19 protein-coding genes are annotated in these 22,292 nt (G+C 70.2%); 11 read left to right on the top strand and 8 right to left on the bottom strand.

Features of this window, described 5'->3' with window-relative positions; translation table 11 throughout:
- Positions 1-636: 636 nt before the first annotated feature.
- Positions 637-2,211, bottom strand: a complete 1,575-nt coding sequence (locus tag ACWCPW_RS38190; RefSeq protein WP_449766187.1) for an MFS transporter — start codon at positions 2,209-2,211, stop codon at positions 637-639.
- 82 nt (positions 2,212-2,293) lie between these two features.
- On the opposite strand from ACWCPW_RS38190, the gene ACWCPW_RS38185 reads away from it, so the two are divergent.
- On the top strand, positions 2,294-2,989 hold the full coding sequence (locus tag ACWCPW_RS38185; protein WP_449766186.1) for a TetR/AcrR family transcriptional regulator: 696 nt from the start codon (positions 2,294-2,296) through the stop codon (positions 2,987-2,989).
- Positions 2,990-3,168: 179 nt separating this feature from the next.
- On the opposite strand, the gene ACWCPW_RS38180 is transcribed toward ACWCPW_RS38185, so the two are convergent.
- From ACWCPW_RS38180 to ACWCPW_RS38170, 3 genes are all read right to left on the bottom strand, one after another.
- The gene (locus ACWCPW_RS38180) at positions 3,169-3,453 is read right to left on the bottom strand and encodes a hypothetical protein (protein ID WP_449766185.1); all 285 of its coding nucleotides are present in this window, start codon (positions 3,451-3,453) and stop codon (positions 3,169-3,171) included.
- Positions 3,454-3,829: 376 nt separating this feature from the next.
- On the bottom strand, positions 3,830-4,981 hold the full coding sequence (locus ACWCPW_RS38175; protein WP_449766184.1) for a cytochrome P450 family protein: 1,152 nt from the start codon (positions 4,979-4,981) through the stop codon (positions 3,830-3,832).
- Positions 4,982-5,296: 315 nt separating this feature from the next.
- The gene (locus ACWCPW_RS38170; RefSeq protein WP_449766183.1) at positions 5,297-6,238 is read right to left on the bottom strand and encodes an alpha/beta fold hydrolase; all 942 of its coding nucleotides are present in this window, start codon (positions 6,236-6,238) and stop codon (positions 5,297-5,299) included.
- A gap of 250 nt (positions 6,239-6,488) precedes the next feature.
- Here ACWCPW_RS38170 and ACWCPW_RS38165 point away from each other — a divergent pair, with 250 nt between their 5' ends.
- The 9 genes from ACWCPW_RS38165 to ACWCPW_RS38125 all read left to right on the top strand — a co-directional run bounded on the left by ACWCPW_RS38165 (position 6,489) and on the right by ACWCPW_RS38125 (position 15,540).
- Positions 6,489-7,952 carry a 2-hydroxymuconic semialdehyde dehydrogenase gene (locus tag ACWCPW_RS38165; protein WP_449766182.1) on the top strand — a complete coding sequence of 488 codons (1,464 nt, stop codon included), beginning with the start codon at positions 6,489-6,491 and terminating at the stop codon, positions 7,950-7,952.
- A 50-nt stretch (positions 7,953-8,002) separates the two neighbouring features.
- Positions 8,003-8,818 carry a 2-keto-4-pentenoate hydratase gene (locus ACWCPW_RS38160; protein WP_449766181.1) on the top strand — a complete coding sequence of 272 codons (816 nt, stop codon included), beginning with the start codon at positions 8,003-8,005 and terminating at the stop codon, positions 8,816-8,818.
- Positions 8,815-9,738 carry a 2-keto-4-pentenoate hydratase gene (locus ACWCPW_RS38155; protein WP_449766180.1) on the top strand — a complete coding sequence of 308 codons (924 nt, stop codon included), beginning with the start codon at positions 8,815-8,817 and terminating at the stop codon, positions 9,736-9,738. Before ACWCPW_RS38160 ends, ACWCPW_RS38155 begins: the two co-directional genes overlap by 4 nt.
- A complete protein-coding gene (locus tag ACWCPW_RS38150; RefSeq protein ID WP_449766179.1) occupies positions 9,735-10,196 on the top strand; it encodes a RidA family protein in 462 nt (153 codons plus the stop codon). The genes ACWCPW_RS38155 and ACWCPW_RS38150 overlap by 4 nt, the downstream gene beginning before the upstream one ends.
- A 210-nt stretch (positions 10,197-10,406) precedes the next feature.
- Positions 10,407-11,021: a 3-hydroxyanthranilate 3,4-dioxygenase gene (locus ACWCPW_RS38145; RefSeq protein WP_449766178.1), complete on the top strand. Its 615-nt coding sequence runs from the start codon at positions 10,407-10,409 to the stop codon at positions 11,019-11,021.
- 55 nt (positions 11,022-11,076) lie between these two features.
- Positions 11,077-12,213 carry an amidohydrolase family protein gene (locus ACWCPW_RS38140; protein ID WP_449766177.1) on the top strand — a complete coding sequence of 379 codons (1,137 nt, stop codon included), beginning with the start codon at positions 11,077-11,079 and terminating at the stop codon, positions 12,211-12,213.
- A complete protein-coding gene (locus tag ACWCPW_RS38135) occupies positions 12,210-13,127 on the top strand; it encodes an acetaldehyde dehydrogenase (acetylating) (RefSeq protein WP_449766176.1) in 918 nt (305 codons plus the stop codon). Before ACWCPW_RS38140 ends, ACWCPW_RS38135 begins: the two co-directional genes overlap by 4 nt.
- Positions 13,124-14,137, top strand: coding sequence for a 4-hydroxy-2-oxovalerate aldolase (dmpG, locus tag ACWCPW_RS38130; RefSeq protein WP_449766175.1), 1,014 nt, complete (start codon positions 13,124-13,126; stop codon positions 14,135-14,137). Before ACWCPW_RS38135 ends, dmpG begins: the two co-directional genes overlap by 4 nt.
- 269 nt (positions 14,138-14,406) lie before the next feature.
- Positions 14,407-15,540 carry a glycoside hydrolase family 19 protein gene (locus tag ACWCPW_RS38125; protein ID WP_449766174.1) on the top strand — a complete coding sequence of 378 codons (1,134 nt, stop codon included), beginning with the start codon at positions 14,407-14,409 and terminating at the stop codon, positions 15,538-15,540.
- Positions 15,541-15,597: 57 nt separating this feature from the next.
- Here ACWCPW_RS38125 and ACWCPW_RS38120 read toward each other — a convergent pair whose 3' ends face one another.
- Positions 15,598-15,984, bottom strand: coding sequence for a DUF427 domain-containing protein (locus ACWCPW_RS38120; RefSeq protein WP_449766173.1), 387 nt, complete (start codon positions 15,982-15,984; stop codon positions 15,598-15,600).
- A gap of 305 nt (positions 15,985-16,289) precedes the next feature.
- Here ACWCPW_RS38120 and ACWCPW_RS38115 point away from each other — a divergent pair, with 305 nt between their 5' ends.
- A complete protein-coding gene (locus ACWCPW_RS38115) occupies positions 16,290-16,520 on the top strand; it encodes a hypothetical protein (protein ID WP_395859435.1) in 231 nt (76 codons plus the stop codon).
- A gap of 87 nt (positions 16,521-16,607) precedes the next feature.
- Here the strand turns inward: ACWCPW_RS38115 and ACWCPW_RS38110 are convergent, their stop codons facing one another.
- The 3 genes from ACWCPW_RS38110 to ACWCPW_RS38100 are packed head-to-tail and all read right to left on the bottom strand — an operon-like array spanning position 16,608 to position 22,101.
- A complete protein-coding gene (locus ACWCPW_RS38110; protein ID WP_449766172.1) occupies positions 16,608-19,523 on the bottom strand; it encodes a Z1 domain-containing protein in 2,916 nt (971 codons plus the stop codon).
- Positions 19,520-20,575 (bottom strand): PD-(D/E)XK motif protein, encoded by a 1,056-nt coding sequence (locus ACWCPW_RS38105; protein ID WP_449766171.1) that lies wholly within the window; start codon positions 20,573-20,575, stop codon positions 19,520-19,522. The genes ACWCPW_RS38110 and ACWCPW_RS38105 overlap by 4 nt, the downstream gene beginning before the upstream one ends.
- Positions 20,572-22,101 carry an ATP-binding protein gene (locus tag ACWCPW_RS38100; protein WP_449766170.1) on the bottom strand — a complete coding sequence of 510 codons (1,530 nt, stop codon included), beginning with the start codon at positions 22,099-22,101 and terminating at the stop codon, positions 20,572-20,574. The genes ACWCPW_RS38105 and ACWCPW_RS38100 overlap by 4 nt, the downstream gene beginning before the upstream one ends.
- Between the last annotated feature and the right edge of the window lie 191 nt (positions 22,102-22,292).

The following is a 22,292-nucleotide window of genomic DNA, read 5'->3' as shown; positions in this document are numbered from 1 at the left end:
CGGGAGCCGAGCCTCGGGCACGGTGCGGGGGGCCGAGTCCGATCGAATCCGACTGCCTCGAACAAATCCGATCCCCATCGCCGAGCCGCCGCCGGTCCTTCCCGGCCGTACCCCACGTCCCCCACACCCTCAACCCCGAGACCGACGGGAACGCCGCTCCACACGCCGAGGTGCCGGCACCGTGTCCGACGTCCGACGCCCGACGCCCGCAGTCCCCACACGATTACGCCTCGGGAGTCGGTACAGGTACCAACACCGCACCCGCACCCGCACCCGCACCCGCGCACGGCCACGATTCCGACTTGGCCCCGCGCCACCACCGCACCCGGCTCCGTCGCCGCACCACCCGTCCCGTGCGATGACACGGCCGGCGCCGGTTCCGACCTGGTCGGCGTGTTGTACCGGCCGCTGGTGTTGTGGGTACCCGCTCCCGGCAGCGGTGACCTGGTCGTACCGCCGGCGCCACCCCGGCGAACCCGCCCGAGGTGGCGCCGAACAGGACCCGGACCGGTCCCGAATCCGTGCCTGAACCCGTTCCTGAACCCGTTCCTGAACCCGTTCCTGAACCCGGTCCCGAACCCGGTCCCGAACCCGGTCCCGAATCCGGCCCCGGTCCCGGCCCCAGCCCCGTCCTCCCTACTTCACGCCCGACAGAGGATCCGGCCCCGCTTCCTTCCGGGCCGCGTGGTGTCGGGTGGTGGCCACGCCGACCACGATGCCCAGCAGGGCTGCCGCGCCCATCAGGCCCGCCTGGATCTCGAATGCGCGGCTGAATCCGTCCACCACGGCGTCCTGCTGCATGACGCCGGACTTCACCCGATCCTTGGTGTGGTTGGTCGCGACCGTGACCAGGACCGCGATGCCGATTGCCGCGCCGATCTGCTGACACGTCGTCACCATGGCGGAGGCGACGCCGCCTTCGCCCTCGCCGGCACCGCCGGTCGCGGTGTGGATGATCGCGACGAACGCGACGCCCAGGCCCAGGCCGGTGATCACCAGCGCGGGCATCAGGTGACCGGTGTACGAACTGTGCGCGTCCAGGCGGCTCATCAGCCACATGCCGCCGGCGGCGATCGCCGGGCCCACGCTCACCGGGAGCAACGGGCCGCGGTTGGCGATCAGTTTGGTGGACACCGCCGCGCCGAGTCCCATGCCGATGCTGAACGGCAGGAAGGACAGGCCGGTGTCCATCGGCGACCAGCCCTGGATTCGCTGCATGTACAGCGTCAGGAAGAAGAACATCGCGAACAGACCGCCGGCCGCGACCAGGACCAGGACGTCCGCGAGCACCAGGTGCCGCATCCGCAACAAGGCTCGGGGCAAAAGCGGTTCGGCCGCGTAGCGTTGGCGTACCGCGAAGCCGATCGCGAGGACGGCCGCGATGCCCAGGCCGAGCAGGGTCCGGGTCGAGCTCCACGGGTGGGTGTCGGTCTCGACCACGGTGTACACGAGCGTCAGCACGGCGGCGGTCCCGATCGCGGCGCCGGCGAAGTCCGGTACGCGGCGGGCCGCCTCCCGGTCGTCCGGGCCGATCACGCGGGGCAGTGCGAGCAGCGTGAGCGCGCCCACGGGCAGGTTGATCAGGAAGATCCAGCGCCAGTGGGTCCACTCGACGAGCGCGCCGCCGAGCAACAGGCCGGTGGCCGCGCCGAGTCCGGTGAGTGCGGCCCAGGTGCCCAGCGCACGGGCCCGCTCGGCCGGTTCCCGGAAGGTCGCCAGCAGGATGGCCAGCGCGGCGGGGGACAACAGCGCGCCGGCGATGCCCTGTGCGGCGCGGGCTCCGATCAGCACCGCGGAGTTCGGCGCGATGCCGCAGACCGCCGAGGCCAGCACGAACATCACCAGGCTGATCCCGAACAGGCGCCGCCGGCCGAGCAGGTCGGCCAGACCGCCGCCGATCAGCAGGAAACCGCCGAAGGTCAGGAAGTAGGCGTTGGTGACCCAGGACAGCGAGCTCTCGGTGAAGTCGAGATCGTCGCCGATGGTGGGCAGCGCGACGTTGACGATCGTGTCGTCGACGAGCAGCACGAACTGCGCGACACACACGAGCAGCAGAACGAGCTTGGGGTTCACCGGGCGGGCGGAGCGGGTCGAGTCGGGGTCTGCGGATCGTGAGCGCCCGGCGGCCCCGGCGGATTCGGCGGGTTCGGTGGCCGCGTCCGCGTCGGCCCCGACCGCGGACTCGGTGGCGGGTATCCCTGAGGAAGCCATCGCTGTTCCTACGTTCGTAGAAGTAAGTTCTATAGTTGTAGAGAATATTTCTACAAGCGTCAAGCGCAGGGATAATGGACACATGCCCCACGTGAACGATCCCGCCGGCACGGCCGACGCCTCCGCCCCCTCCGCCACATCGGCCCCGGCAGTCCGGGCGACCCTGGCCGGCGTACCCGCCACGCCCGATCCGCCGGCCGGCTCGGCGCGCGTCGACCGCCGCACGCTGATGCTGGACGCGTCGATTCGGGTGCTGGCCACACACGGGCTGCGCGGGCTCACCCATCGTGCGGTGCAAGAGGAGGCGGGGCTGCCCAACGGCTCGGTCACGTACTACTTCAAGACCCGCGATCAGCTCATCCTGGCGGTGATCGAGCGGATGGCCGAGCGGGACAAGAGATACGCCGGCGAGATCACGCACGAACTGATGCGGATGACGGCGGTCCGGCCGATCGCGATCGACTATCCGCAACTGGCGCTGTACATGCGCGAGTGGTGGGACGGCGAACGCAGCGTGCAGTTGGCCCGGCTGGAGCTGGAACTCGCGGGCGCGCGCGAGCCGTTGATCCGCGAGGCGATGATCCGCTGCCAGGCCGAGTTCCGCGCCTTCGCGGAGCTGATCGCGTTGTCGCTGGGCTCCACCGACGCGCGTGTGGACGGGCACATCATGCTGGCGCTGCTGCAGGGGATGTTGTTCGACCACGTCACCCGCGACTGGGACGACCCGCGGCTACTGGAGGTCGGCCTGCGACGGGTGATCGAGTCGGTACGGCACTGAAGCGGCGGCGGGCGGCCCGTACGGACATGGCGCGGGGCTCGCACCGAGCCGGCGCCGGGCTCGCGCCGAAGCGGCCCGGGCCCGCACCGAACCGGCCCGGGCTCGCCGGCCCCACCCGATCGGCAGAATCCGGCCCTCGGAAGGGGGGAGGGAAAGGGGGAGGCGAGCGCGCAGCTCGGTCAGCGCTTGTGTACCGGGGTGTCCGAGTCGTGGACCACGTTCGTGATCCGGCTGACCCCGTCCACTCGCTCGGACAGCGACGGCAGTACGCCCAGCGAGGGCCCGACCACCAGCGCCACGACCATCAGCGCGATCATCGCGGCGGCCTGCGTGGTGCGTCGGGTCCACCAGCGCACGCCCGACGGCCGACCGTCTCGGGCCCGCCCGAGGGCGCCGCCGTGGGTCTCCCGGCCGAGTACGCCGTGGTGGTGCGCCTGCGCGGAAACCGCTCGACGAACAGACATCTGCTCCGACTCCCCATCCATGGCACGCCGTCCTTCGACGGTCGTGAGGTCGCACCGTCGATCCCCTGTCGTGCGGCCTCCACTGTGGTCCCTTTCGGTCGCGCCGTCACCGGACAATCCGGGCGGCTCACAGGGTTCTCACAGACTTGTGACAGTTCGCGGACGGTGGCATGACCGAACCGGCGCCGGACGACCGATTCTTTCGCGGCCCCGCTGCGGGCGACATCCCGACACCCGGACACCGTGACACCCGGACACCGTGACACCCGAAGCCCCCACACCCGAAGCCCCCACACAGCGGCTCCCGGAATCCCCGACGCCGCCAAGCGCGCAACCCCCGACACCGAGGCGGGGCGGGGCGACGCAAGACGCCCGGTCAGTCGCCGAGTTCGACCGGCAGCGTGCTCAGGCCGCGCACGCGGACCGACGGCTGCCACGAGACCGGCGCGTGTCGTCGGGCCTTCGGGAAGCGGGTCAGGATGGTGCGGACCGCGAGTTCGGCTTCCAGGCGGGCCAGCGGTGCGCCGATGCAGTAGTGGATGCCCTGGCCGAAGCTCAGATGGCGGGCCGGATCGGGGCGGTCCAACTGGATGCGGTCCGGGCGGGCGTAGCGGCGCGGGTCGCGGTTGGCCGAGGCGATGGACAGGAAGACGGTGTCGCCGGCCGGGATGGTGACGCCGTCGAGTTCGACGTCCTCCAGCGGGAAGCGGCGGATCGCGAGCAGGGCCGGCGACATGTGCCGGGCGACCTCCTCGACCAGGACCGGAACCGCCTCCGGGTCGGCGAGCAGCGCGTCGCGCAGCGCCTCGTTCTCGATCGTCGCGTGCAGGGCGCCGGCCATCAGGTTGGCCGAGTTCTCGTAGCCCGCGAAAAGCAACAGGAAGGCCAGCGAGGTCAGTTCATCCTCGCTCAGCCGATCCTCGGCGTCCCGCGCGGCGATCAGCGCGGAGAGCAGGTCGGGGCCGGGCTCGGCGCGCTTGGCGGCGAGCAGCGCGACGAAGAACGCGTACATCTCGCGCACCGTCGCGCGGATGCCCTCGCGGGTGGCTTCCGCACCCAGTACGGCATTGGTCCAGGTCCGGAAGTCGGAACGGGACTCCACCGGCACGCCGAGCAGTTCGGAGATCACGCCGACCGCGAAGGGCGACGCGAAGTCCTTGACCAGGTCCACTCGTTCGCGGCCGGCGAGGTCGTCGGCCAGGGACTCGACGGTGCGTTCGAGCCGGGGGCGCAGGTCGGCGGTGTGGCGCGGGGTGAAGGCCTGGCCGGCGAGGCGGCGCAGGCGGGTGTGGTCGGGCGGGTCCATGTTGAGCAGGTTGGCGTCCAGCGCGGGCGGGAGTTCGAATCCCTTGTAACCGCCGGGCTTGGCATGCCTCTTGTCCAACGAGAACCTCGGGTCGCCCAGGGCCGCCTGGACATCCGCGTACCGCGTCACCAACCACGCGGGGCTGCCGTCCGGCGCGACGATCGCGTGCACGGGTCCGGCCTCGCGCATGCGGGCGAAGACGCCGTGCGGGTCGTGGGCCATGGCGCGAGCGACATCCACCGAAATCCGCTTTCGATCGGCAACAACGAGTTGCCAACCTAGCGAGACCCCGGCCCACCCGCCAACCACCCCGGCTCCCACGACAACGCCGTACCCGGAGTGGCGGGGCCGCCTACCGGGCCCGTCCGTGGTCAGTTTCCGGGTGGGGATGGTGGATGGCGGTCGGGGTGGATGGCGGTCGGGGTGGGTGGCGTGCGGCGTTTGGCCGAGGGAATTCGAACGCCCGATCCGGAGACGGTGTGTTCGTCTGTCGGATCGCGGCGTCGTGCCGCACACGCGGATCCGAGGCGGGCACGGTCAGCGGGCCGCCGATCCGATGCTCTCCTCTCGGTTTCCGGCCCGAGCCTTCCGATCTCCGGCCCGAGTCGTCCCGTCCCAGGCTCGGGGCAGGAAGTCCGCGATCAGCGGGGCGATTTCCGGCAGCTTGTCCTCGAGGGCGAAGTGCCCGGTGTCCAGGATGTGCACGTCGGCGTCGGGGAGGTCGGCGAGGTAGGCGTGTGCGCCGGGCTCCGGGAAGAAGATGTCGTTGCGGCCCCAGAGGATCAGCGTCGCCGGGCGGTGTTCGGCCAGCCAGGCCTGCCACTTCGGGTACAGCGCGACGTTGGTGTGGTAGTTCAGCGCCAGGTCGACCTGGGCCTCCTTGCGCCCCGGCTGGTCCAGGAAGTGCTGGTCCAGCGTCCAGCCGTCGGGCGCCACCAGGGTGGGGTCGGCGGTGCCGCCTTCGTACTGGCTCCGGGTCACCGGCAGCACCAGCAGCTCGGCGGCCTTCTCCCGGGCGCCCTCCACCTCGGGGGTGAGCGCGATGAAGGCGCGGGCCATCTCCGACAGTCCCTCGGCGTAGGCGTTCGCGTTCTGCACGATCAACCCGGCCACCGCCGCGGGCCGCCGCTCGGCCAGCCGCAACCCGACCGGACCGCCGAAGTCGAAGGTGTACAGCACGTACCGATCCAGGCCGAGCGCGTTCACGAAGCCCTCGACCACATCGGCCAGCCGTTCGAACGAGTAGGTGAAGCCCGCCGGCACCTCGGTGTGCCCGAAGCCGGGGTAGTCCGGCGCGATCAGCCGGAAGTCGTTGCCCAGCACGTCCATCAGCCGCCGGAACTGGTGCGAGGCCGAGGGAAAACCGTGCAGCAGAAGCAATGTGGGCGCACCCACCGGCCCGGTCTCCCGGTAGAACACCCGAACCCCGTCGACCTCCACGAAACGGTGCGCGACCTGCGGAACAGCGGTGATGCTCATGATCTCTACCTCCGGCGACGGCTTGATGGGTCAGTTCTATCGCTGCTTGAACTAATGAGTCAAGGCGACGACGAGCATTAGTTTGATCATGCGTGAGAGTCGGGTCGAGCGAGCGGTCGTATCGACGGGTCGACCGGGAGGAAACCGCATACCGAGATCGATATGCATCACGGTCCAAAGAGTATTGGACGGGCATGTCGCGAGCGGGGGAAGCTCGCTGCGTCGGGGCTCGCGGCGAAGGGAATGGGCGATGGGACGGTCGGTGGCCGGGGAGGGTGTGCTGCCCGCGCACTATCTGGCGGGGGAGTTCAGCCGGGCGGGCGGCGAGAGATTCCCGCTGGTGAACCCGGTGAACGGTGCCGTCGTGGGCGATGTTCCCGAGGCCGATCGGGCGATCGTCGACGCCGCCGTCACCGCCGCGCGGAGCGCGCTCTCGCAGTGGGGGGCGGCGTCCGTCGAGCTGCGGGCCGAGGCGATGCGGCGGATCGCGGACGGCATCGCGGCCCGGTTCGAGGAGTTCGTGGCGGCCGAGGTCGCGGACACCGGCAAGCCGCGCGAGCTGGCCGCCACCGTGGACATCCCCCGGGCGATCGGCAACTTTCGCGCCTATGCCGACCTGCTGTACGGGCGGCCCGAGCGGGCCCACTCGACCGCCGTGCCCGGATGGAGCGGCGGCACCGGCCGGGCGCTCAACTACACCGTGCGTCGTCCGCTGGGCGTGGTCGCGATCATCTCGCCCTGGAACCTCCCGCTCCTGCTGCTGACCTGGAAGGTCGCGCCCGCGCTCGCGGCCGGGAACACCGTGGTGGCCAAGCCGTCCGAGGAGACGCCCGGCACCGCGACGCTGCTCGCCGAGGTGATCCACGAAGCCGGGCTGCCGGTCGGCGCGTTCAACCTGATCCACGGTCACGGCGCGGGCGCTGCCGGGGAGTTCCTCACCGAGCACGCGGGCGTCGACGCCATCGCGTTCACCGGCGAATCGGCCACCGGCAGCGCGATCATGCGCAAGGCCGCCGAGCACATCACCCCGGTGTCCTTCGAACTCGGCGGCAAGAACCCGGCGATCGTGTTCGCCGACGCCGATTTCGAGGAGGCGGTCGCGGGCACCGTACGCTCCGCCTTCACCCACTCCGGGCAGATCTGCCTGTGCACCGAGCGGGTCTACGTCGAGCGCTCGATCTTTGCCGGGTTCGTGGCCGAACTCGGCGCTCGTACAAGGGCGTTGCGCGACTACGGCCCGATGATCTCGGCCGCGCACCGGGACAAGGTGCTGTCCTACTACCGGCTCGCCGTCACGGAGGGGGCCACGGTCGTCGCGGGCGGCGGCGTACCGAGCTTCGGTGACGAGCGGGACCGGGGGTTCCACGTGGAACCGACCGTGCTGACCGGCCTGCCGCAGAGCGCGCGCACCGTACGAGAGGAGGTCTTCGGGCCGATCTGCCATGTGCTGCCGTTCGACACCGAGGACGAGGCGATCGCACTCGCCAACGACAGCCCGTACGGCCTGGCCGCGACCGTCTGGACGCGTGACCTTTCCCGCGCGCACCGGGTCGCCCCGCGCGTCGAAGCCGGGATCGTGTGGGTCAACTGTTGGAATCTGCGGGACCTGCGCACCCCGTTCGGCGGGATCAAGGCATCCGGGATCGGCCGGGAGGGCGGCGAGTACTCGTTGGACTTCTTCTCCGAACCGGTGAATATCTGCATCAAGATCTGACCGAATCAGGATCCGACCGAATCAGGATCCGACCGCCGCCGGGAACGAGAGTGACAGTGACTGAGACAACGACGAACGCAATCGACGCGGCCGCCGCGCGGCTGCTCGACGCGGAGAGGTCCGGCGTCCCGTGTGCGCCGGTGCGCGACCTGATCACCGGCGTCGAGGACGCGTACGCGGTCCAGGAGCGGCTGACCGTCGGCCGGCTCGCCGAGGGCCGCCGGCTGGTCGGGCGCAAGATCGGCCTGACCTCCGCCGCCGTGCAGGGCCAGCTCGGGGTGCGCGAACCCGACTTCGGCATGTTGTACGCGGACATGGCGGTGCCGGACGGCGCCGAGATACCGGTGGGCGCCGTGCTCCAGCCCAGGGCCGAGGCCGAGGTCGCGCTCGTACTGGAGGCCGACCTGACGCACGAGCGGCACACCGTGGCCGACCTGATCCGAGCCACCGCGTTCGTGCTGCCCGCGATCGAGGTGTGCGGCAGCCGGGTGCGCGACTGGGACATCACCATCGCGGACACCGTCGCGGACAACGCCTCCTCCGGGATGTACGTGCTCGGCAACCGGCCGGTGGCGCTCGGCGACCTGGACCTGCGGCTCGCGGGCATGGTCCTGGAGCGGCGCGGCGAACCGGTCTCCACCGGCGTCGGCGCGGCCTGCCTGGGCCACCCGCTGAACGCGGCGATCTGGCTCGCGGACATCCTCGTCCGGCTCGGGCGGCCGCTGCGCGCCGGGGACACCGTGCTCACCGGCGCGCTCGGTCCGATGGTGGCGGTGGCCCCGGGGGACGTGTTGGAGGCCCGGATCGACGGGCTGGGCGACGTACGTGTCGCGTTCGCGGCGACGGACCCCGAGGAGAACTCATGACCGACACCGCCGACGGCGGCGACACCGCCGAAACCGCACACACCGCTGAGGGCGCCGAAACCGCCCACAGCGCCGAGGGCGCCGACACCGCGGACGGCGCGACCGAGAGCACCGCGGGGGACACGCACGCGGGTGGCGGCGAAGCGACCGACGCCCGACTTGTGGCCGCGCTCGCCGCCACCTTGGACGAGGCCGGACGAGGCCGGCGTACCATCGCCCGGCTCACCGACACCACCGACCTCGACCTGGACACCGCGTACCGGATCCAGCGCGCGGTGATCGACCGTCGGCTGGCCCGGGGCGAGGCGCTGATCGGCGTCAAGATGGGGTTCACCAGCCGCGCCAAGATGGTCCAGATGGGCGTCGACGACGTGATCTGGGGCCTGCTCACCGACGCGATGCTGGTCGAGGAGGGTGGTGTGCTCGACCTGGGCGAGCTGATCCACCCCCGGATCGAGCCGGAGATCGCGTTCCTGATCGGCCGCCCGCTGTCCGGCACGATCACCCCGGCCGAGGCGGTCCGGGCGATCGCCGGTGTCTCGGTCGCCTACGAGGTGCTGGATTCGCGCTACGCGGACTTCAAGTTCACGCTGCCCGACGTGATCGCCGACAACGCGTCCGCGGCCGGCTTCGGCTTCGGTACGTGGCACGACCGGGCCGGACTGGACCCGAGCAACCTGGGCCTGCTCGTCGAGATCGACGGACGCGTCGTGGCGACCGGGTCCTCCGCGGCGATCCTGGGCAACCCGCTGCGCTCGCTGATCGCGGCGGCCCGGCTGGCCGCCGAGGCCGGTCTCGAACTCCGGCCCGGATGGGTCGTGCTCGCGGGGGCCGCCACCGCCGCGATGCCGCTGCCCGAGGGCGCGCACGTGCGCGTGTCCGCGGCCGGCCTCGGCCACGCGGAGGTGACCACACGATGAGCGCCGACGACGGCATGCTGGTCGCCGGCAAGGCCGCCCCGCGCGGCCGATTCCCGCATGTCAAGCGGGCCGGCGACTTCGTCTACGTGTCCGGCACCAGCTCCCGGCGACCCGACGGCACCTTCGTCGGCGCGAGCGCGGACGCGATGGGCACCACCGATCTGGACATCCGGGCGCAGACCCGGGCGGTGATCGAGAACATCGCCGACCTGCTGGCCGCCGCGGGCGGAGATCTGGCCGACGCGGTCTCGCTCACCACCTACCTGGTCAGCATGAACGACTTCGGCGGCTACAACGAGGTCTACGCCGAGTACTTCGACGAGACCGGCCCCACGCGCACCACCGTCGCGGTGCACCAACTCCCCCATCCGCATCTGCTGATCGAGATCTCCTGCGTCGCGTACCTGCCGAGGCCGGGCCGGTCCACGTCGGACCCCGCCGTCGTCGGTGGGTCCTGAAGCGATCACGCGAGAACCCGACCCGAAGCGCACGAGACCCGAACCGCACGAGACCCGAACCACGCGAAAACGAACCACGCGAAAACTCGAACCACGCGAAAGCTCGAACCACGCGAAAGCTCGAACCGACCGCGCGACACCCGAAGTGCGAGAACCCGAACCGACCGCGCGAGAACGCGAACGGACCGTGAGAGAAAGGGACCGCGAGCGATGAGTCTGCCCAAGCCGACCAATGGCCTGCCGTTCAACTTCGCCCGGTGGATCGACGAACACCGGGAGCTGCTGAAGCCGCCGGTCGGCAACATCCAGATCTGGACCGAGGCCGACCTGGTGGTCACCGTGGTCGGCGGCCCCAACCAGCGCACCGACTTCCACGACGACCCGATCGAGGAGTTCTTCTACCAGCTCCAGGGCAACATGGTGCTCCGGGTGATGGAGGAGGAGGGCAGGCCTCCGGTCGACATCCAGATCAACGAGGGCGACGTATTCCTGCTGCCGCCACACGTGCGGCACTCACCGCAGCGGCCCGAGCCGGGCAGCATCGGACTGGTGGTCGAATTCAGCCGGGCGCGGGGACTGATCGACGCCTTCGAGTGGTACTGCGTCGAGTGTCACCGGCTGGTCAACCGCTCGACGGTGCAACTCCGCTCGATCGTCGCGGACTTGCCGCCGCTGTTCGAGGCCTTCTACGACGGCGACCGCACCTGCCCGCACTGCGGCGCGATCCATCCGGGTCGGCAATGGCCGGACGCGATGCGACCGCGCACCGTGCCCCGGTCCGACGTCGTCGGGATTTCCCCGCCCGGGCCCGGACCCGCCGCCTGATCTCCACCCCTGCCCCGACCGCCGGCCGAGCCCGGCGGTGAACCACGGAGGTTCCGTGACTGTCATCGACGTCCATTCGCACGTCTTCCCGAGGATTTCGCGGGCCGAGAGCCGCATCCTGACGGGCGCGGGCGAGCCGTGGCTGCGGGTCCACGGTGACGGCACCGGGATGATGATGAGCGGAGAGGACGAGTACCGCCCGGTGATCGCGCCGCTGTGGGACCCCGCGCGCCGGTTGGCCGACATGGACACGCTCGGTGTGGACGTCCAGGCGATCTCCTCGACACCGCTGATGTTCGGCTACGCGGCAGAGACCGCGCGCGCGGTCGAATGGTGCGACCTGGTCAACGAACGCATCCTGGACTACTGCTCGCTCGACCCGGGGCGGCTGCTGCCGCTGTGTCAGGTCCCGCTCCAGGACATCGGCGCGGCGTGCGAGACCGCCTCCCGGGCGGTGGCGGCCGGGCATCGCGGCGTGCACATCGGCAACCACGTCGGCGAGCGGTACCTCGGCGACGACGGGATCGTGGAGTTCCTCGCGCACTGCGCCGCCGAGGAGATCCCGGTGCTCGTGCATCCGTGGGACATGCTCGGCGGCGAGCGCATGCGCGGCCACATGTTGCCGTGGCTGGTCGGGATGCCCGCGGAGACCCAGTTGAGCATCCTCGGGATGATCCTCCAGGGCGCGTTCGAGAAGCTGCCCGAGTCGCTGCGGCTGTGCTTCTGCCACGGCGGCGGCAGCTTCGCCTTCCTGCTCGGCCGGGCCGACAACGCGTGGCACAACCGGGACCTGGTCCGGGCCGATTCGCCCAGACCGCCGTCCGAGTACGTACGGCGCTTTCACGTCGACTCGGCCGTGTTCGACCCGCGCGCACTGCGGTTGCTGGTCGAGGTGATGGGGCCGGATCGGGTCATGCTCGGTACCGATTTCCCGTTCCCGCTGGGCGAGTCGGACCCGGGCGCGGTGATCCGGGCCTGCCCGGAACTGACCGCGGAGCAAAGGCGGATGATCCTCGGCGGCAACGCGGCGCGCTTCTTCGGACTGGGCGAGCGACCCGGCACGGGCGAGCGACCCGGCACGGGCGAGCGACCCGGCACGGGCGAGCGACCCGGCACGGGCGAGCGGCCACGCACGGACCGGCGGTACCCGCCGCGACAGTTGGCGGAACCCACGAAGGGACTCAAGCGATGACCGATCGGACCAAGGTCGCCATCATCGGGTCGGGCAATATCGGCACCGACCTGATGATCAAGATTCTGCGGGTGTCGAGCACGCTCGAACTCGCCGCGATGGTGGGCATCGACCCCGCGTCGGACGGCCTGGCCCGGGCGGCCCGATTCGGCATACCGACCACGCACGAGGGCGTCGAGGGCCTGCTCGCCCTGCCGGACTTCGCGGACATCGGGATCGTGTTCGACGCGACCTCGGCGGGCGCGCACCGGCACAACGCCAAGGTGCTCGCGCCGTACGGGAAGCGGCTGATCGACCTGACGCCGGCCGCACTCGGTCCGTACGTGATCCCGGCGGTCAACTCGGACGAGCACCCGGACGCGGCCAACCTGAACTTGGTCACCTGCGGCGGCCAGGCCACCGTGCCGATCGTCGCCGCGGTGTCCCGCTGCACGCCGGTGCGCTACGCGGAGATCGTCGCGTCCATCTCCTCGCGTTCGGCCGGTCCCGGCACCCGCGCCAACATCGACGAGTTCACCGAGACCACGTCGCGTGCCCTGGAGCAGGTCGGCGGCGCGGACAAGGGCAAGGCGATCATCGTGCTCAACCCGGCCGAACCACCGATGATCATGCGCGACACGGTGTACTGCGTGATCGGCGCGGACGCCGACGAGGCGGCGGTGACCGCGTCGATCCTGACCATGGTCGCCGAGGTCGCCTCCTACGTCCCGGGCTACCGGCTCAAGCAGGACGTGCAGTTCCGGCTCATCGCGGCGAGCGACCCACTGGCCCAACCAGCCGGCGGCAGCGGCAAGTTGGTCTCGGTCTTCCTCGAAGTCGAGGGCGCGGCCCACTACCTGCCGGCCTACGCCGGGAACCTGGACATCATGACGTCCGCCGCGCTGCGCGTGGCAGAGAGGTCGGCCACCCGATGACGCACGAGATCTACGTCCAGGACGTGACCCTGCGGGACGGCATGCACGCCATCCGGCACCGGTACACCACCGACCAGGTCCGCGAGATCGCCGCCGCGCTGGACGCGGCCGGTGTGGACGCGATCGAGGTCGCGCACGGCGACGGGCTGGCCGGGTCGAGCGTCAACTACGGGCCGGGCGCGCACTCCGACGACGAGTGGATCGCCGCGGCGGCCGAGGTGGTCACCCGGGCCAGGCTGACCACCCTGCTGCTGCCGGGCATCGGTACGCTGGCCGAGCTGCGCCGGGCGCACGACCTGGGAGTTCGCTCGGTCCGGGTGGCCACGCACTGCACCGAGGCGGACATCTCCGCCCAGCACATCGCGGCGGCCCGCGAACTGGGCATGGACGTCGCGGGCTTCCTGATGATGAGTCACCTCGCACCGGCGGACGAACTGGCGCGCCAGGCCCAGCTGATGGAGTCGTACGGCGCGCAGTGCGTGTACGTCACCGATTCCGGCGGCCGGCTCACCATGGACGGCGTGCGCGATCGGGTGCGGGCGTACCGCGAGGTGTTGGCGCCGGAGACCGAGATCGGCATCCACGCGCACCACAACCTCGGTCTGGGTGTGGCCAATTCGGTGGTCGCGGTGGAGCACGGCGTGCGTCGGGTGGACGCCTCGCTGGCCGGGATGGGCGCGGGTGCGGGCAACTGCCCGCTGGAGGCGTTCGTCGCGGTCGCCGACCTGATGGGGTGGCGGCACGGTTGTGCGGTCTTCCGGCTCATGGACGCGGCGGACGACATCGTGCGCCCGTTGCAGGACCGGCCGGTCCAGGTGGACCGGGAGACGCTCACGCTCGGCTACGCGGGCGTGTACAGCAGCTTCCTGCGGCACGCGGAGGACGCGGCCGAGCGCTACGGCCTGGACACCCGGGACATCCTGGTCGAGGTCGGCCGGCGCGGCATGGTCGGCGGCCAGGAGGACATGATCGTCGACATCGCGCTGGACCTGGTCGACGCGGCGAAGTAGCCCGATGGGTGACGACGGAGCCGGTTTCGCCGAGGGGCGAGACCGGCTCCCGTCGTCTTCGCGGGCGGACCGATGGCGCCCAGAGCGTGAGACGAATGCCGCGCAGACCTTGACTGGTATAGACCATTCGTATTGAGTGAGCCCCGCAACACCTCGTCCAGGGGCCTCGATCGAGGCAAGCGCCGGTCCAGGTACGACAGTTGACGTACGCGTAATGGTACTTCCCGTCGATCAAGCGCGGTGTCCCCCGCGCGAGGGAGTGGGCTTCCATGGCGAGAAAACGGATCGTGGCATTCCTGTTGGCCATCGCGGTGGTGGGGGCGTTGGCGGCGGCTCTGCCGTTCGCCTCGACCGCCTCCGCGGCCGGTTGCGCGACCGGATGGAGTTCGTCGGCCGTATACACGGGCGGTGCGACCGCCTCGTACAACGGCCACAACTGGGGCGCCAAGTGGTGGACCCAGGGTGAAGTGCCCGGAACCACGGACGTCTGGGCGGACCAGGGCTCGTGCGGCGGCGGTGGCGACCCGACCACCGGCGGCTCGACCGGTGGCTCGACCGGCGGGGGCGGCACCTGTACGTACCCGAACTGGGCCGCGGGCACGAACTACGCGGTCGGCGCCATCGTGCGCTACACGAACGGCAACCTCTACCGGGCGAAGAACGCGAACCCCGGCTACGACCCGGTGATCAGCACCTGGTTCTGGGAGCCGTTCACCTGCGGCGGATCCACCACCGGCGGTACCACCACCAGTGGCAGCACGGGCGGCAACGGCGGCAACCCCGGCGACTTCGTGGTGAGCGAGGCGCAGTTCAACCAGATGTTCCCGAACCGGAACCCGTTCTACACGTACGCCGGCCTGACCGCCGCGCTGAGCGCCTACCCGGGCTTCGCCAAGACCGGCAGCGACACGGTCAAGAAGCAGGAGGCGGCGGCCTTCCTGGCCAACGTCAACCACGAGACGGGTGGCCTGGTCCACATCGTCGAGCAGAACACCGCGAACTACCCGCACTACTGCGACGCCAATCAGCCGTACGGCTGCCCGGCCGGTCAGGCCGCCTACTACGGGCGCGGCCCGATCCAGTTGAGCTGGAACTTCAACTACAAGGCGGCGGGTGACGCCCTGGGCATCAACCTGCTGAACAATCCCTACCTGGTCCAGAACGATCCGGCCGTGGCCTGGAAGACCGGCCTCTGGTACTGGAACACCCAGAACGGTCCCGGCACGATGACCCCGCACAACGCGATGGTCAACGGGGCGGGCTTCGGTGAGACCATCCGCAGCATCAACGGCGCGTTGGAATGCAACGGCGGCAATCCCGCGCAAGTACAGAGCCGGATCAACAGCTACCAGTCGTTCGTGTCGATCCTGGGCACCACGCCCGGGAACAACCTGAGCTGCTGAGTGCGAGCGCGGGGTGGGCCGATCCGGCGGCCCGCCCCGCGCGTTCGGCGTCGCGGGTCAGGCCGGTGGCGCGGGCGGTTCCCCCTCCACCGTGACCGTGGCCACCGTGTCGTAGAAGCACAGCCGGCCGGCGATGTCGGGGACCGAGTCGATCGGCTCGGGATAGGCCCAGACCACGTCCGCGCGCGGGCCGGTGTCGCCGTTGCCCAGGTAGGTCCAATACGAGGCCTCGCCCTTGAACGGACACGTGGTGCGCGTGTCGGTGGGCTTGAAGCGGGTCAACTCGACGTCGTCCGGCGGGAGGTAGTACCGGATCGGCAGCCCGGTCTCGTAGAGCACGACCGGACGGGTGGATCGCGCGACCACCTCGCCGTCGATCTCGACGGTCACCGTCTGCGTACTGTGCACGGTCGTCACGAGGTGGCCCTGAGCGGGTATCGGCATGCGAATCTCCTCCGGCGTGCTGGGTGCTGCGATCGTCCCTCGCTCAACCGTCGCGCCGAGCGAAGCATTCCGGCGGCATCGGGCGTAGGCGCGGTGTCCGGCGCGGTGCTTCGACGCCCGGATGGGCCGCGAAAGCGTCCGGTGAATGTGTGAGAAACGTGTGGATCGATTCAATTGGTATAGACCTATTGCTCGAGGTGAAGGCACCGGCTAGCGTTTTCCGCGTGCGCCGGCAGCACAACAAGGCCCGAATTACCGTTCCAGCGAACCGAGTTGCCCTCGGGACGAGAAATGGAGTCGAGCACATGCGCAAGGCTATGGCGGGTGTCGCGTTGGCTGCGGCGTTGTTGGGCGTGGGGGCTGCCGCGCAGCCCGCGATGGCGGACCCGGCCCCGGGCGGCAGCTTCATCTTCTACGGCTACTACCCGTCGCAGGCCTCCTGCGACGCGGCCGGCCGCGCGGCCGCCCCGGCCCACGGCCCGGTGTACCTCTGTCTCAACAACGGCGGCACCCTCTGGTCGCTCTGGGTGCACTAGCGGCACACGGTAGGGGCGACGAATGAGGCGGTGCCCGAGTGGGGGGCACCGCCTCACTCGTCGTCGCACGCGGTGCGACGGTGACGGTCAGACCGGGGCGCTCACGATCGCGGCCGCGGCTCGGGAGGAGTCCCTGGCGCGGAAGGCGACCAGGCGGCGGTCGGGGGAGATCGCGGTGCTGGGCGGGACCAGGGCGAAGGCCATCACGAGTTCGTTTTGATCGGGCTCCATGGTCGGGTACATCAGCAGGCAACCGCGTCGGGGCGCGGCGAGGCCGTCCGCGACGGAGTCACCGATGGAGGGATCGGTGCCCACGATTCGCCGGGCGGCATAGCGGTGCGGCGGGAAGCTGACCTGGGTGAAGCGTTTGCCTTCGCGCCGACGACGGCTCACCACATCGAGTGGGCCGAACCCGTGCAGTATCACCGGATCCAGGTTGGGTGTCTGCAACTGTGGGGCGATCACGACCCAGTCCTCGATCTTCGCGGCGATCTCCGGATTCTCCAGGTAGGCGAGATCGGGGCGGAACTGACCGGGTTCCGACCAGCGCAACCCACGTAGCACCGACAGCAGTCGACTGTGTCCCAGGTGCCCGATGTAGGTGGGATAGCGGAGCAGTCGATCCTCCACCGGGTAGGCCAGTTCGGTGCGTTCCGGCGCCAGTGCCGCGATCACCGGCTCGAACCGCTCGACGTTGTGCCGCAGGTCGGCCTGCTTGGTGGGGTAGGCCGAACGCTCCACCCACAATCCCGGCGATCGGGTCTCCACCAGCTCGGCGTTGAACATCTTGTTGCGCGCCGTCGGCTTGAGCCACGGCAACCGCTGGGTGACCAGCGGCGGGATCTGCGCCGGGGTCACCTGCGGCGCCCCGTCGACGAGTTCGGCGTACAGCCGGAGCTGGTCGCGGAACTCCTCCTCGTCCCGGCAGATCGCCTCGAACGCCTCGTACAGGTCGCCGTTGCTCCCGCCCTCGTCCCGGCCGATGTAGAGCCGAACCAGGTCGCGGTAGTTCTTCCGGAACCCGAACCAACGCCCCATCTGCATGAGCGTGTCGGCGGCGAGCGTCTTGCGGCGGTAGTAGGACACGGTCAGGCCCTCGATGGTGAAGCCGCGCGAGAGCTTGGCGCCGCCGACCAGGATTCGCCAGACCTTCTGCCGGTCGAAGTCGGCGGTGCGCTGCTCGATCTCCTTGTCACCGTTGATCACCACGACCGGGCTGCCGACAGAGTCCTCGATCCGCATCGCGGCGATGCCGATGTACGGCGCGATGTCGGCGTAGGAGCCCGGGATCGCCGCACCCGCCGCGTGCGCCTCGCTGACCGGCCGCACGTCCTGCTCGTAGAGCTGCCGCAGCCGTTCCTGCGCGCCGGAGCCCAGGTAGCCCGCGCGTCGCCAGATCGCGTTGATCGCCGCGGCCTGGTCCCGGTGTACGTGCGTCTTCACCGACTCGTGCACGAGCATGGTGTGATGCCGGAAGTGGTCGGCGCCCAAGCCGTGGTCCTCCCGGAACAGCTTGATCGCGCCGGTCAGCACGAACATGTCGATCGCCGTGCCCAGGTCAGTGTCGTCGTCATCGTGCAGTGGCCGGACCGAGCGCACGTGGGCGAGACCGGCCGAGTTGGCCACCGTGCGCTGCTCCGCCGGGATCGTGGAGTCGATGTCGTGGAAGTCGGCGACGCCCATATAGCCGTCCGGACGGTCCAGCGAGATCACGAAGTCCTTGGGGAAGATGTCCTCGGCGTCGGCGGGGTCGATGAACACGTTCGCGAACGGGGTCGCGGTGTAGCCGATGTACTGGGCGCGCGGCAACATCCCCAGCAGTTCCGAGATGATCCCGTTGATCGCGGTGCGCTGGACCTGGTCCTGTGACCACTTCCTGGGATCGGAGGTGTTCACCGAGGCCTGATCGGACTCGTCGTCGATGATCAGGGTCGGGATCTCGCCGCGTTCGGTCTTGATCCGACCGAGGTCCTTGACCAGCTTCTTGAGCACCGACGCGTTCTTCTTGACCACCATCAGCCGGGCCGAGCTGCGGTGCAGGTTCTCCGGCGCGTACAGCGGGGTGAACCGGTCGGCCTTTTCGAACTCCAACGCGCTGAGCCCTTGGCGCAGTGCCTGATAGTCGTCCTGATGCCGGGTCAGCCGGACGATGTCGAAGCCGCCCAGCCGGGACGGCAGCGCGCCGTGGCGCAGGAATTTGCCGTCCAGCCGATCCCGGTCGTCCAGGTAGTCGTAGTCGCGAAACGTGAGGGTGTCCGAATCCGGGTCCTGGCCGTAGTAGATGTTCTCGACGCCGACCAGTTCCATGTCCAGTCGGCGCTGGGTCTGCGCGCGCAGCGCCTCGATGGTGCCGGTGAGCACGATCACCAGGCGATAGCCCGCGTCGATCGCCTTCGCGATGACGCCGGTGAAGTTCGCGGTCTTGCCGCTCTGTACGTAACCGACCACCAAGCCCTTGGACTGATAGGGCTGTTCGCAGGTGGGGTCGGCCAACCGTTCGACCACGCGGGTGGTGTTGCGATCGAGTGCGGTCACGGCCTCCGGGGCCCACCTCTTGTCCAGGAGCGCCGCCCGGTAGGCGTTCCAGTAGTGGCTGTGGTGTCGGGCCACTTCCTCGGTGTACCAGGGATCCCAGCCGTCCTCGGAGATCACCACCGCGCCGGACCCGCGTGCGAACGGCGCCCGCCGGTCCAGGAGCTCACGGGTCGCGGTGGCCAGGCCCAGTGCCTCGTACGTCGCGGCGCGGCGTTCCTCGGTGTTCGGCGGGATGGCTCCGTCGGCGAAGTCCCAACGGCTGAGCCGATCCCGCCACAGGATCAGCAGCGGGTCGTCCGGGTGCGCGTGGTGCAGGCGCCGGCGCAGCGCCGACTCGCCGAGGTCGGGGAGCGGACCACCATCGCCTTCGGCCTGGTAGGTGAGCGCCTTGAACAGGTTCTTGGGCCCGGCGACCATCCCGCCGAAGGCCGCCCGGTGCAGCGCCAGGAGCGCGAGGTCTTCGGTCACCAGTGTTCGTCCTTCGGGGAGTTCGACGCGGCGAGATCCGACGCGACGTCCGGCGGGAGCGTGCGCGCCGGGTCGACGATGTGGTCCAGCCCGTCGGGGGACGGCGCGATCGAGGGAACCAGGTCGGCGACGTCGATGCGGTAGTCCACGTTCACGATGCGCGCCGACAGGGCCTCGGGCAGCGGCGCGAAGATGCTCCCGGTCAGCCGAGGGAAGCCCGCGTCGACGGGGAACGCCAGTGGCGAGCCGCCGGGTGCCCAGCGATGCTCGCGCGGGATCGCGTGCTCGTTTCCGGTGGCCCGGTTCAGCCGGGTGTCGAAGTCGACGAGGGCACCGGGGGCTCGCACCCGCAACGTCGAGCGGATGCCCTCGATCAGGCCGAGCACCGTACGTCCGGCGTCGCTCTCGTCGAGCACGTGCGAGACGAACCACAGCGGTCGGTCCGAGTGCGGCGTGAGTTGGTTCAGGCCGTGGATCGTGTGCACGCGGGTCGGTCCGGCGACGGTCTTGACCTCGATGTCGTAGGGGCCGACGGTGAAGTCGTGGTCCGTGCACGTCGGGTTCTGCCACGCGTCGATGGCCGCGTGCCACCCCCGGGCCGCCGACAGCCCGACCAGCGTGAGGAGTTCGCCGAACAGGCCGATCTCCGCCTCCAGCGGCATCCGCCGCCCCGGAGCCAGAAGCCGCCGCCAGGCCAGCACCGTGGTCTGCACCGCCACGACCGGCGCCGTGCCCTCCTCCTGGATGCGGTTCGCGATCTCGCAACACACGATGTGGAACTCGCGGAGCAGGTCGACCCGTTCGATGAACACCTGGAGGAACTGCTCGCCCCCGTCCAGGACGCATACCGCGCGGATGCCCTGCATGCCCAGCCGAGGTGGCTTGCTGCCGTGCGCGACCGGGATGCGCAGCGCCGGTCGCAGGCCGCCCGCCTCCAGGCGCCAGAACAGCGGTGGGTCGCCGTCGATCGGGATCACCATCGGCATGCGGCTGTCGAGATGGTCGCGCAGCGCCTCGCAACTCAGGTGCCTGCTGCGGTGGCCCGTGCTCACGCGGTGCCCTCGGCCTCGTACTTCGCGGTCTCGCTCTTGACCGCGGTCAACAGCAGCGACTGCCACAGGTCCAGGTTGTCCTTGACCCGGGGTCCCATCCGCTCGCCCGTGAACGCCTCGTTCATCAGCAGGTACAGCAGCGTCTTGAGCACGGGCACGTCGTTGAGGCCACTGCGTCGACCGCCCAGCAGCGCGGCGCGGAACTGCTTGTTCAGCAACAGTCGACGCTCCTCCCGGTCGATCGAGAAGAACACGTCCCCGCCGAGCGGCACCCAGCGCACCTCGATCGGCTCCTCGCCGGGCACGAACGGGAGTTCCTCCTCGATCGCGGTGCGCAGCTCCGGCGCGAAGCCCTTGCCGGGCGGCAGCACCGCCTTGCGCTCTCGGGTGGTGGTGCGGGCCTGCCGGTACGCTCCCTCGGCGTCCTTCAGGTAGTCCAGGAAGCCGCGTCCGTCCGAGTCGGTCGCGCGTTCGACCGCGTCCACGAAGCCCGGGATCGGCTGGAGTTCGGCCTTCTTGACGGTGAGCCCGAACGCGTGTTCCGAGTCGGCCGGCAGGTCGAACGCGATCCGGGCCAGGGACAGATGTTGCTCGCCCTGACGCAGGCCGTGCCAGCCGCCGGCCTGGACCAGCCGGTCGTTGCGGTACGCGTACAGCCCCTGGCGGGCCAGGATGCCGCCGGGGAGGCGGAACTGTTCGGCGTTCGAGCGCGGCGTCCACACGTGCGCGGTCAGCTCCAGCGGTCCCACCCCGTCCAGCGTGGTGGTGAACACCCGTGGATAGCCCGGCAGTCCGGAGAACGGGTAGCCGAACGGGTCCACCGCTTGCACGAGCCAGGTCATCGGCGGCGTCGCGTCGTCGAGGCCGGACACCGCGACGGTGATTCGGATCCGGCCGTCGGCGAGGAAACGATGCAGGTGCAGGCCGAGGTGGTCGGCCAACGACCGCATGGTCTTGGTGAGATAGATGTCGGTCTGCCCGGCGTCGCCGCGCGCGGGGAAGTCGCGGACGCCGTCCCAGCGCACCGCCGTGCCGTTCCACACCACGTACTCGTCGTAGAGATCCAGGAAGCGCTTGGCGAACTCCAGCTCGACGATGTCGCACTGGAAGCTCTCCTGCGCGTGTTCGGTGCGCCAGCGGCGGCCGACCGTGCCGGCCCGCTTGGCCCGGCTGATCACGGTGACGCTGTCGGCGTGGCTGAAGGACGCGGCCTTGAGGCCCATGCCGAACATGCCGAGCGCTTGTTCGCCGTACGCGCGCCGCTTGCCCACGGTCATCGCGGTGTCCAACTCGGACTCGGTCATCCCGCGCCCGTTGTCCACCACGACCAGCGAGGTCAACAGGTCGCCGCTGCGCTGGAAGTGCACGACGACATCGGAGGCGCCGGCGTCGATCGAGTTGTCCACCAGGTCGGCCACCGCCTCCTCGAAGCGGTAGCCCTGACTGGCGAGCCCCTTGATGTACCCGGGATCCGGAGGCAGATGCTTGCTACCGCTCGTAGGTACGTCGAAACGCCAGTCGTCCATGCCCACCCCTGGATCCCGCACCCTCGGTGCGCGCAGTCACGCGCCCGCCCCCACTTGCGCAGGTCCGACCGTAGCGGTTGGCCCGGCAACCCAAAAGCGGAACGGCGGACTCGTGACTTCCGCAGCACTCGATCACGTGGCAGGAACGTGCGGGCGGGGAAGCGGGAGGGCGGGGGACGGGAGGGCGGGGA

This window comes from Embleya sp. NPDC001921 (assembly GCF_053594475.1).
This window is presented reverse-complemented; position numbering and strand designations above follow the sequence as displayed.

Excerpts from the sequence above, each read along its gene's own strand:
- ACWCPW_RS38165 (WP_449766182.1), top strand. The coding sequence starts at position 6,489 with ATGGGACGGTCGGTGGCCGGGGAGGGTGTGCTGCCCGCGCACTATCTG.
- ACWCPW_RS38185 (WP_449766186.1), top strand. The coding sequence starts at position 2,294 with ATGCCCCACGTGAACGATCCCGCCGGCACGGCCGACGCCTCCGCCCCC.
- ACWCPW_RS38175 (WP_449766184.1), bottom strand. The coding sequence starts at position 4,981 with ATGGCCCACGACCCGCACGGCGTCTTCGCCCGCATGCGCGAGGCCGGA.
- ACWCPW_RS38100 (WP_449766170.1), bottom strand. The coding sequence starts at position 22,101 with ATGGACGACTGGCGTTTCGACGTACCTACGAGCGGTAGCAAGCATCTG.
- ACWCPW_RS38135 (WP_449766176.1), top strand. The coding sequence starts at position 12,210 with ATGACCGATCGGACCAAGGTCGCCATCATCGGGTCGGGCAATATCGGC.
- ACWCPW_RS38125 (WP_449766174.1), top strand. The coding sequence starts at position 14,407 with ATGGCGAGAAAACGGATCGTGGCATTCCTGTTGGCCATCGCGGTGGTG.
- dmpG (WP_449766175.1), top strand. The coding sequence starts at position 13,124 with ATGACGCACGAGATCTACGTCCAGGACGTGACCCTGCGGGACGGCATG.
- ACWCPW_RS38170 (WP_449766183.1), bottom strand. The coding sequence starts at position 6,238 with ATGAGCATCACCGCTGTTCCGCAGGTCGCGCACCGTTTCGTGGAGGTC.
- ACWCPW_RS38145 (WP_449766178.1), top strand. The coding sequence starts at position 10,407 with ATGAGTCTGCCCAAGCCGACCAATGGCCTGCCGTTCAACTTCGCCCGG.
- ACWCPW_RS38120 (WP_449766173.1), bottom strand. The coding sequence starts at position 15,984 with ATGCCGATACCCGCTCAGGGCCACCTCGTGACGACCGTGCACAGTACG.
- ACWCPW_RS38155 (WP_449766180.1), top strand. The coding sequence starts at position 8,815 with ATGACCGACACCGCCGACGGCGGCGACACCGCCGAAACCGCACACACC.
- ACWCPW_RS38180 (WP_449766185.1), bottom strand. The coding sequence starts at position 3,453 with ATGTCTGTTCGTCGAGCGGTTTCCGCGCAGGCGCACCACCACGGCGTA.
- ACWCPW_RS38115 (WP_395859435.1), top strand. The coding sequence starts at position 16,290 with ATGCGCAAGGCTATGGCGGGTGTCGCGTTGGCTGCGGCGTTGTTGGGC.
- ACWCPW_RS38150 (WP_449766179.1), top strand. The coding sequence starts at position 9,735 with ATGAGCGCCGACGACGGCATGCTGGTCGCCGGCAAGGCCGCCCCGCGC.
- ACWCPW_RS38190 (WP_449766187.1), bottom strand. The coding sequence starts at position 2,211 with ATGGCTTCCTCAGGGATACCCGCCACCGAGTCCGCGGTCGGGGCCGAC.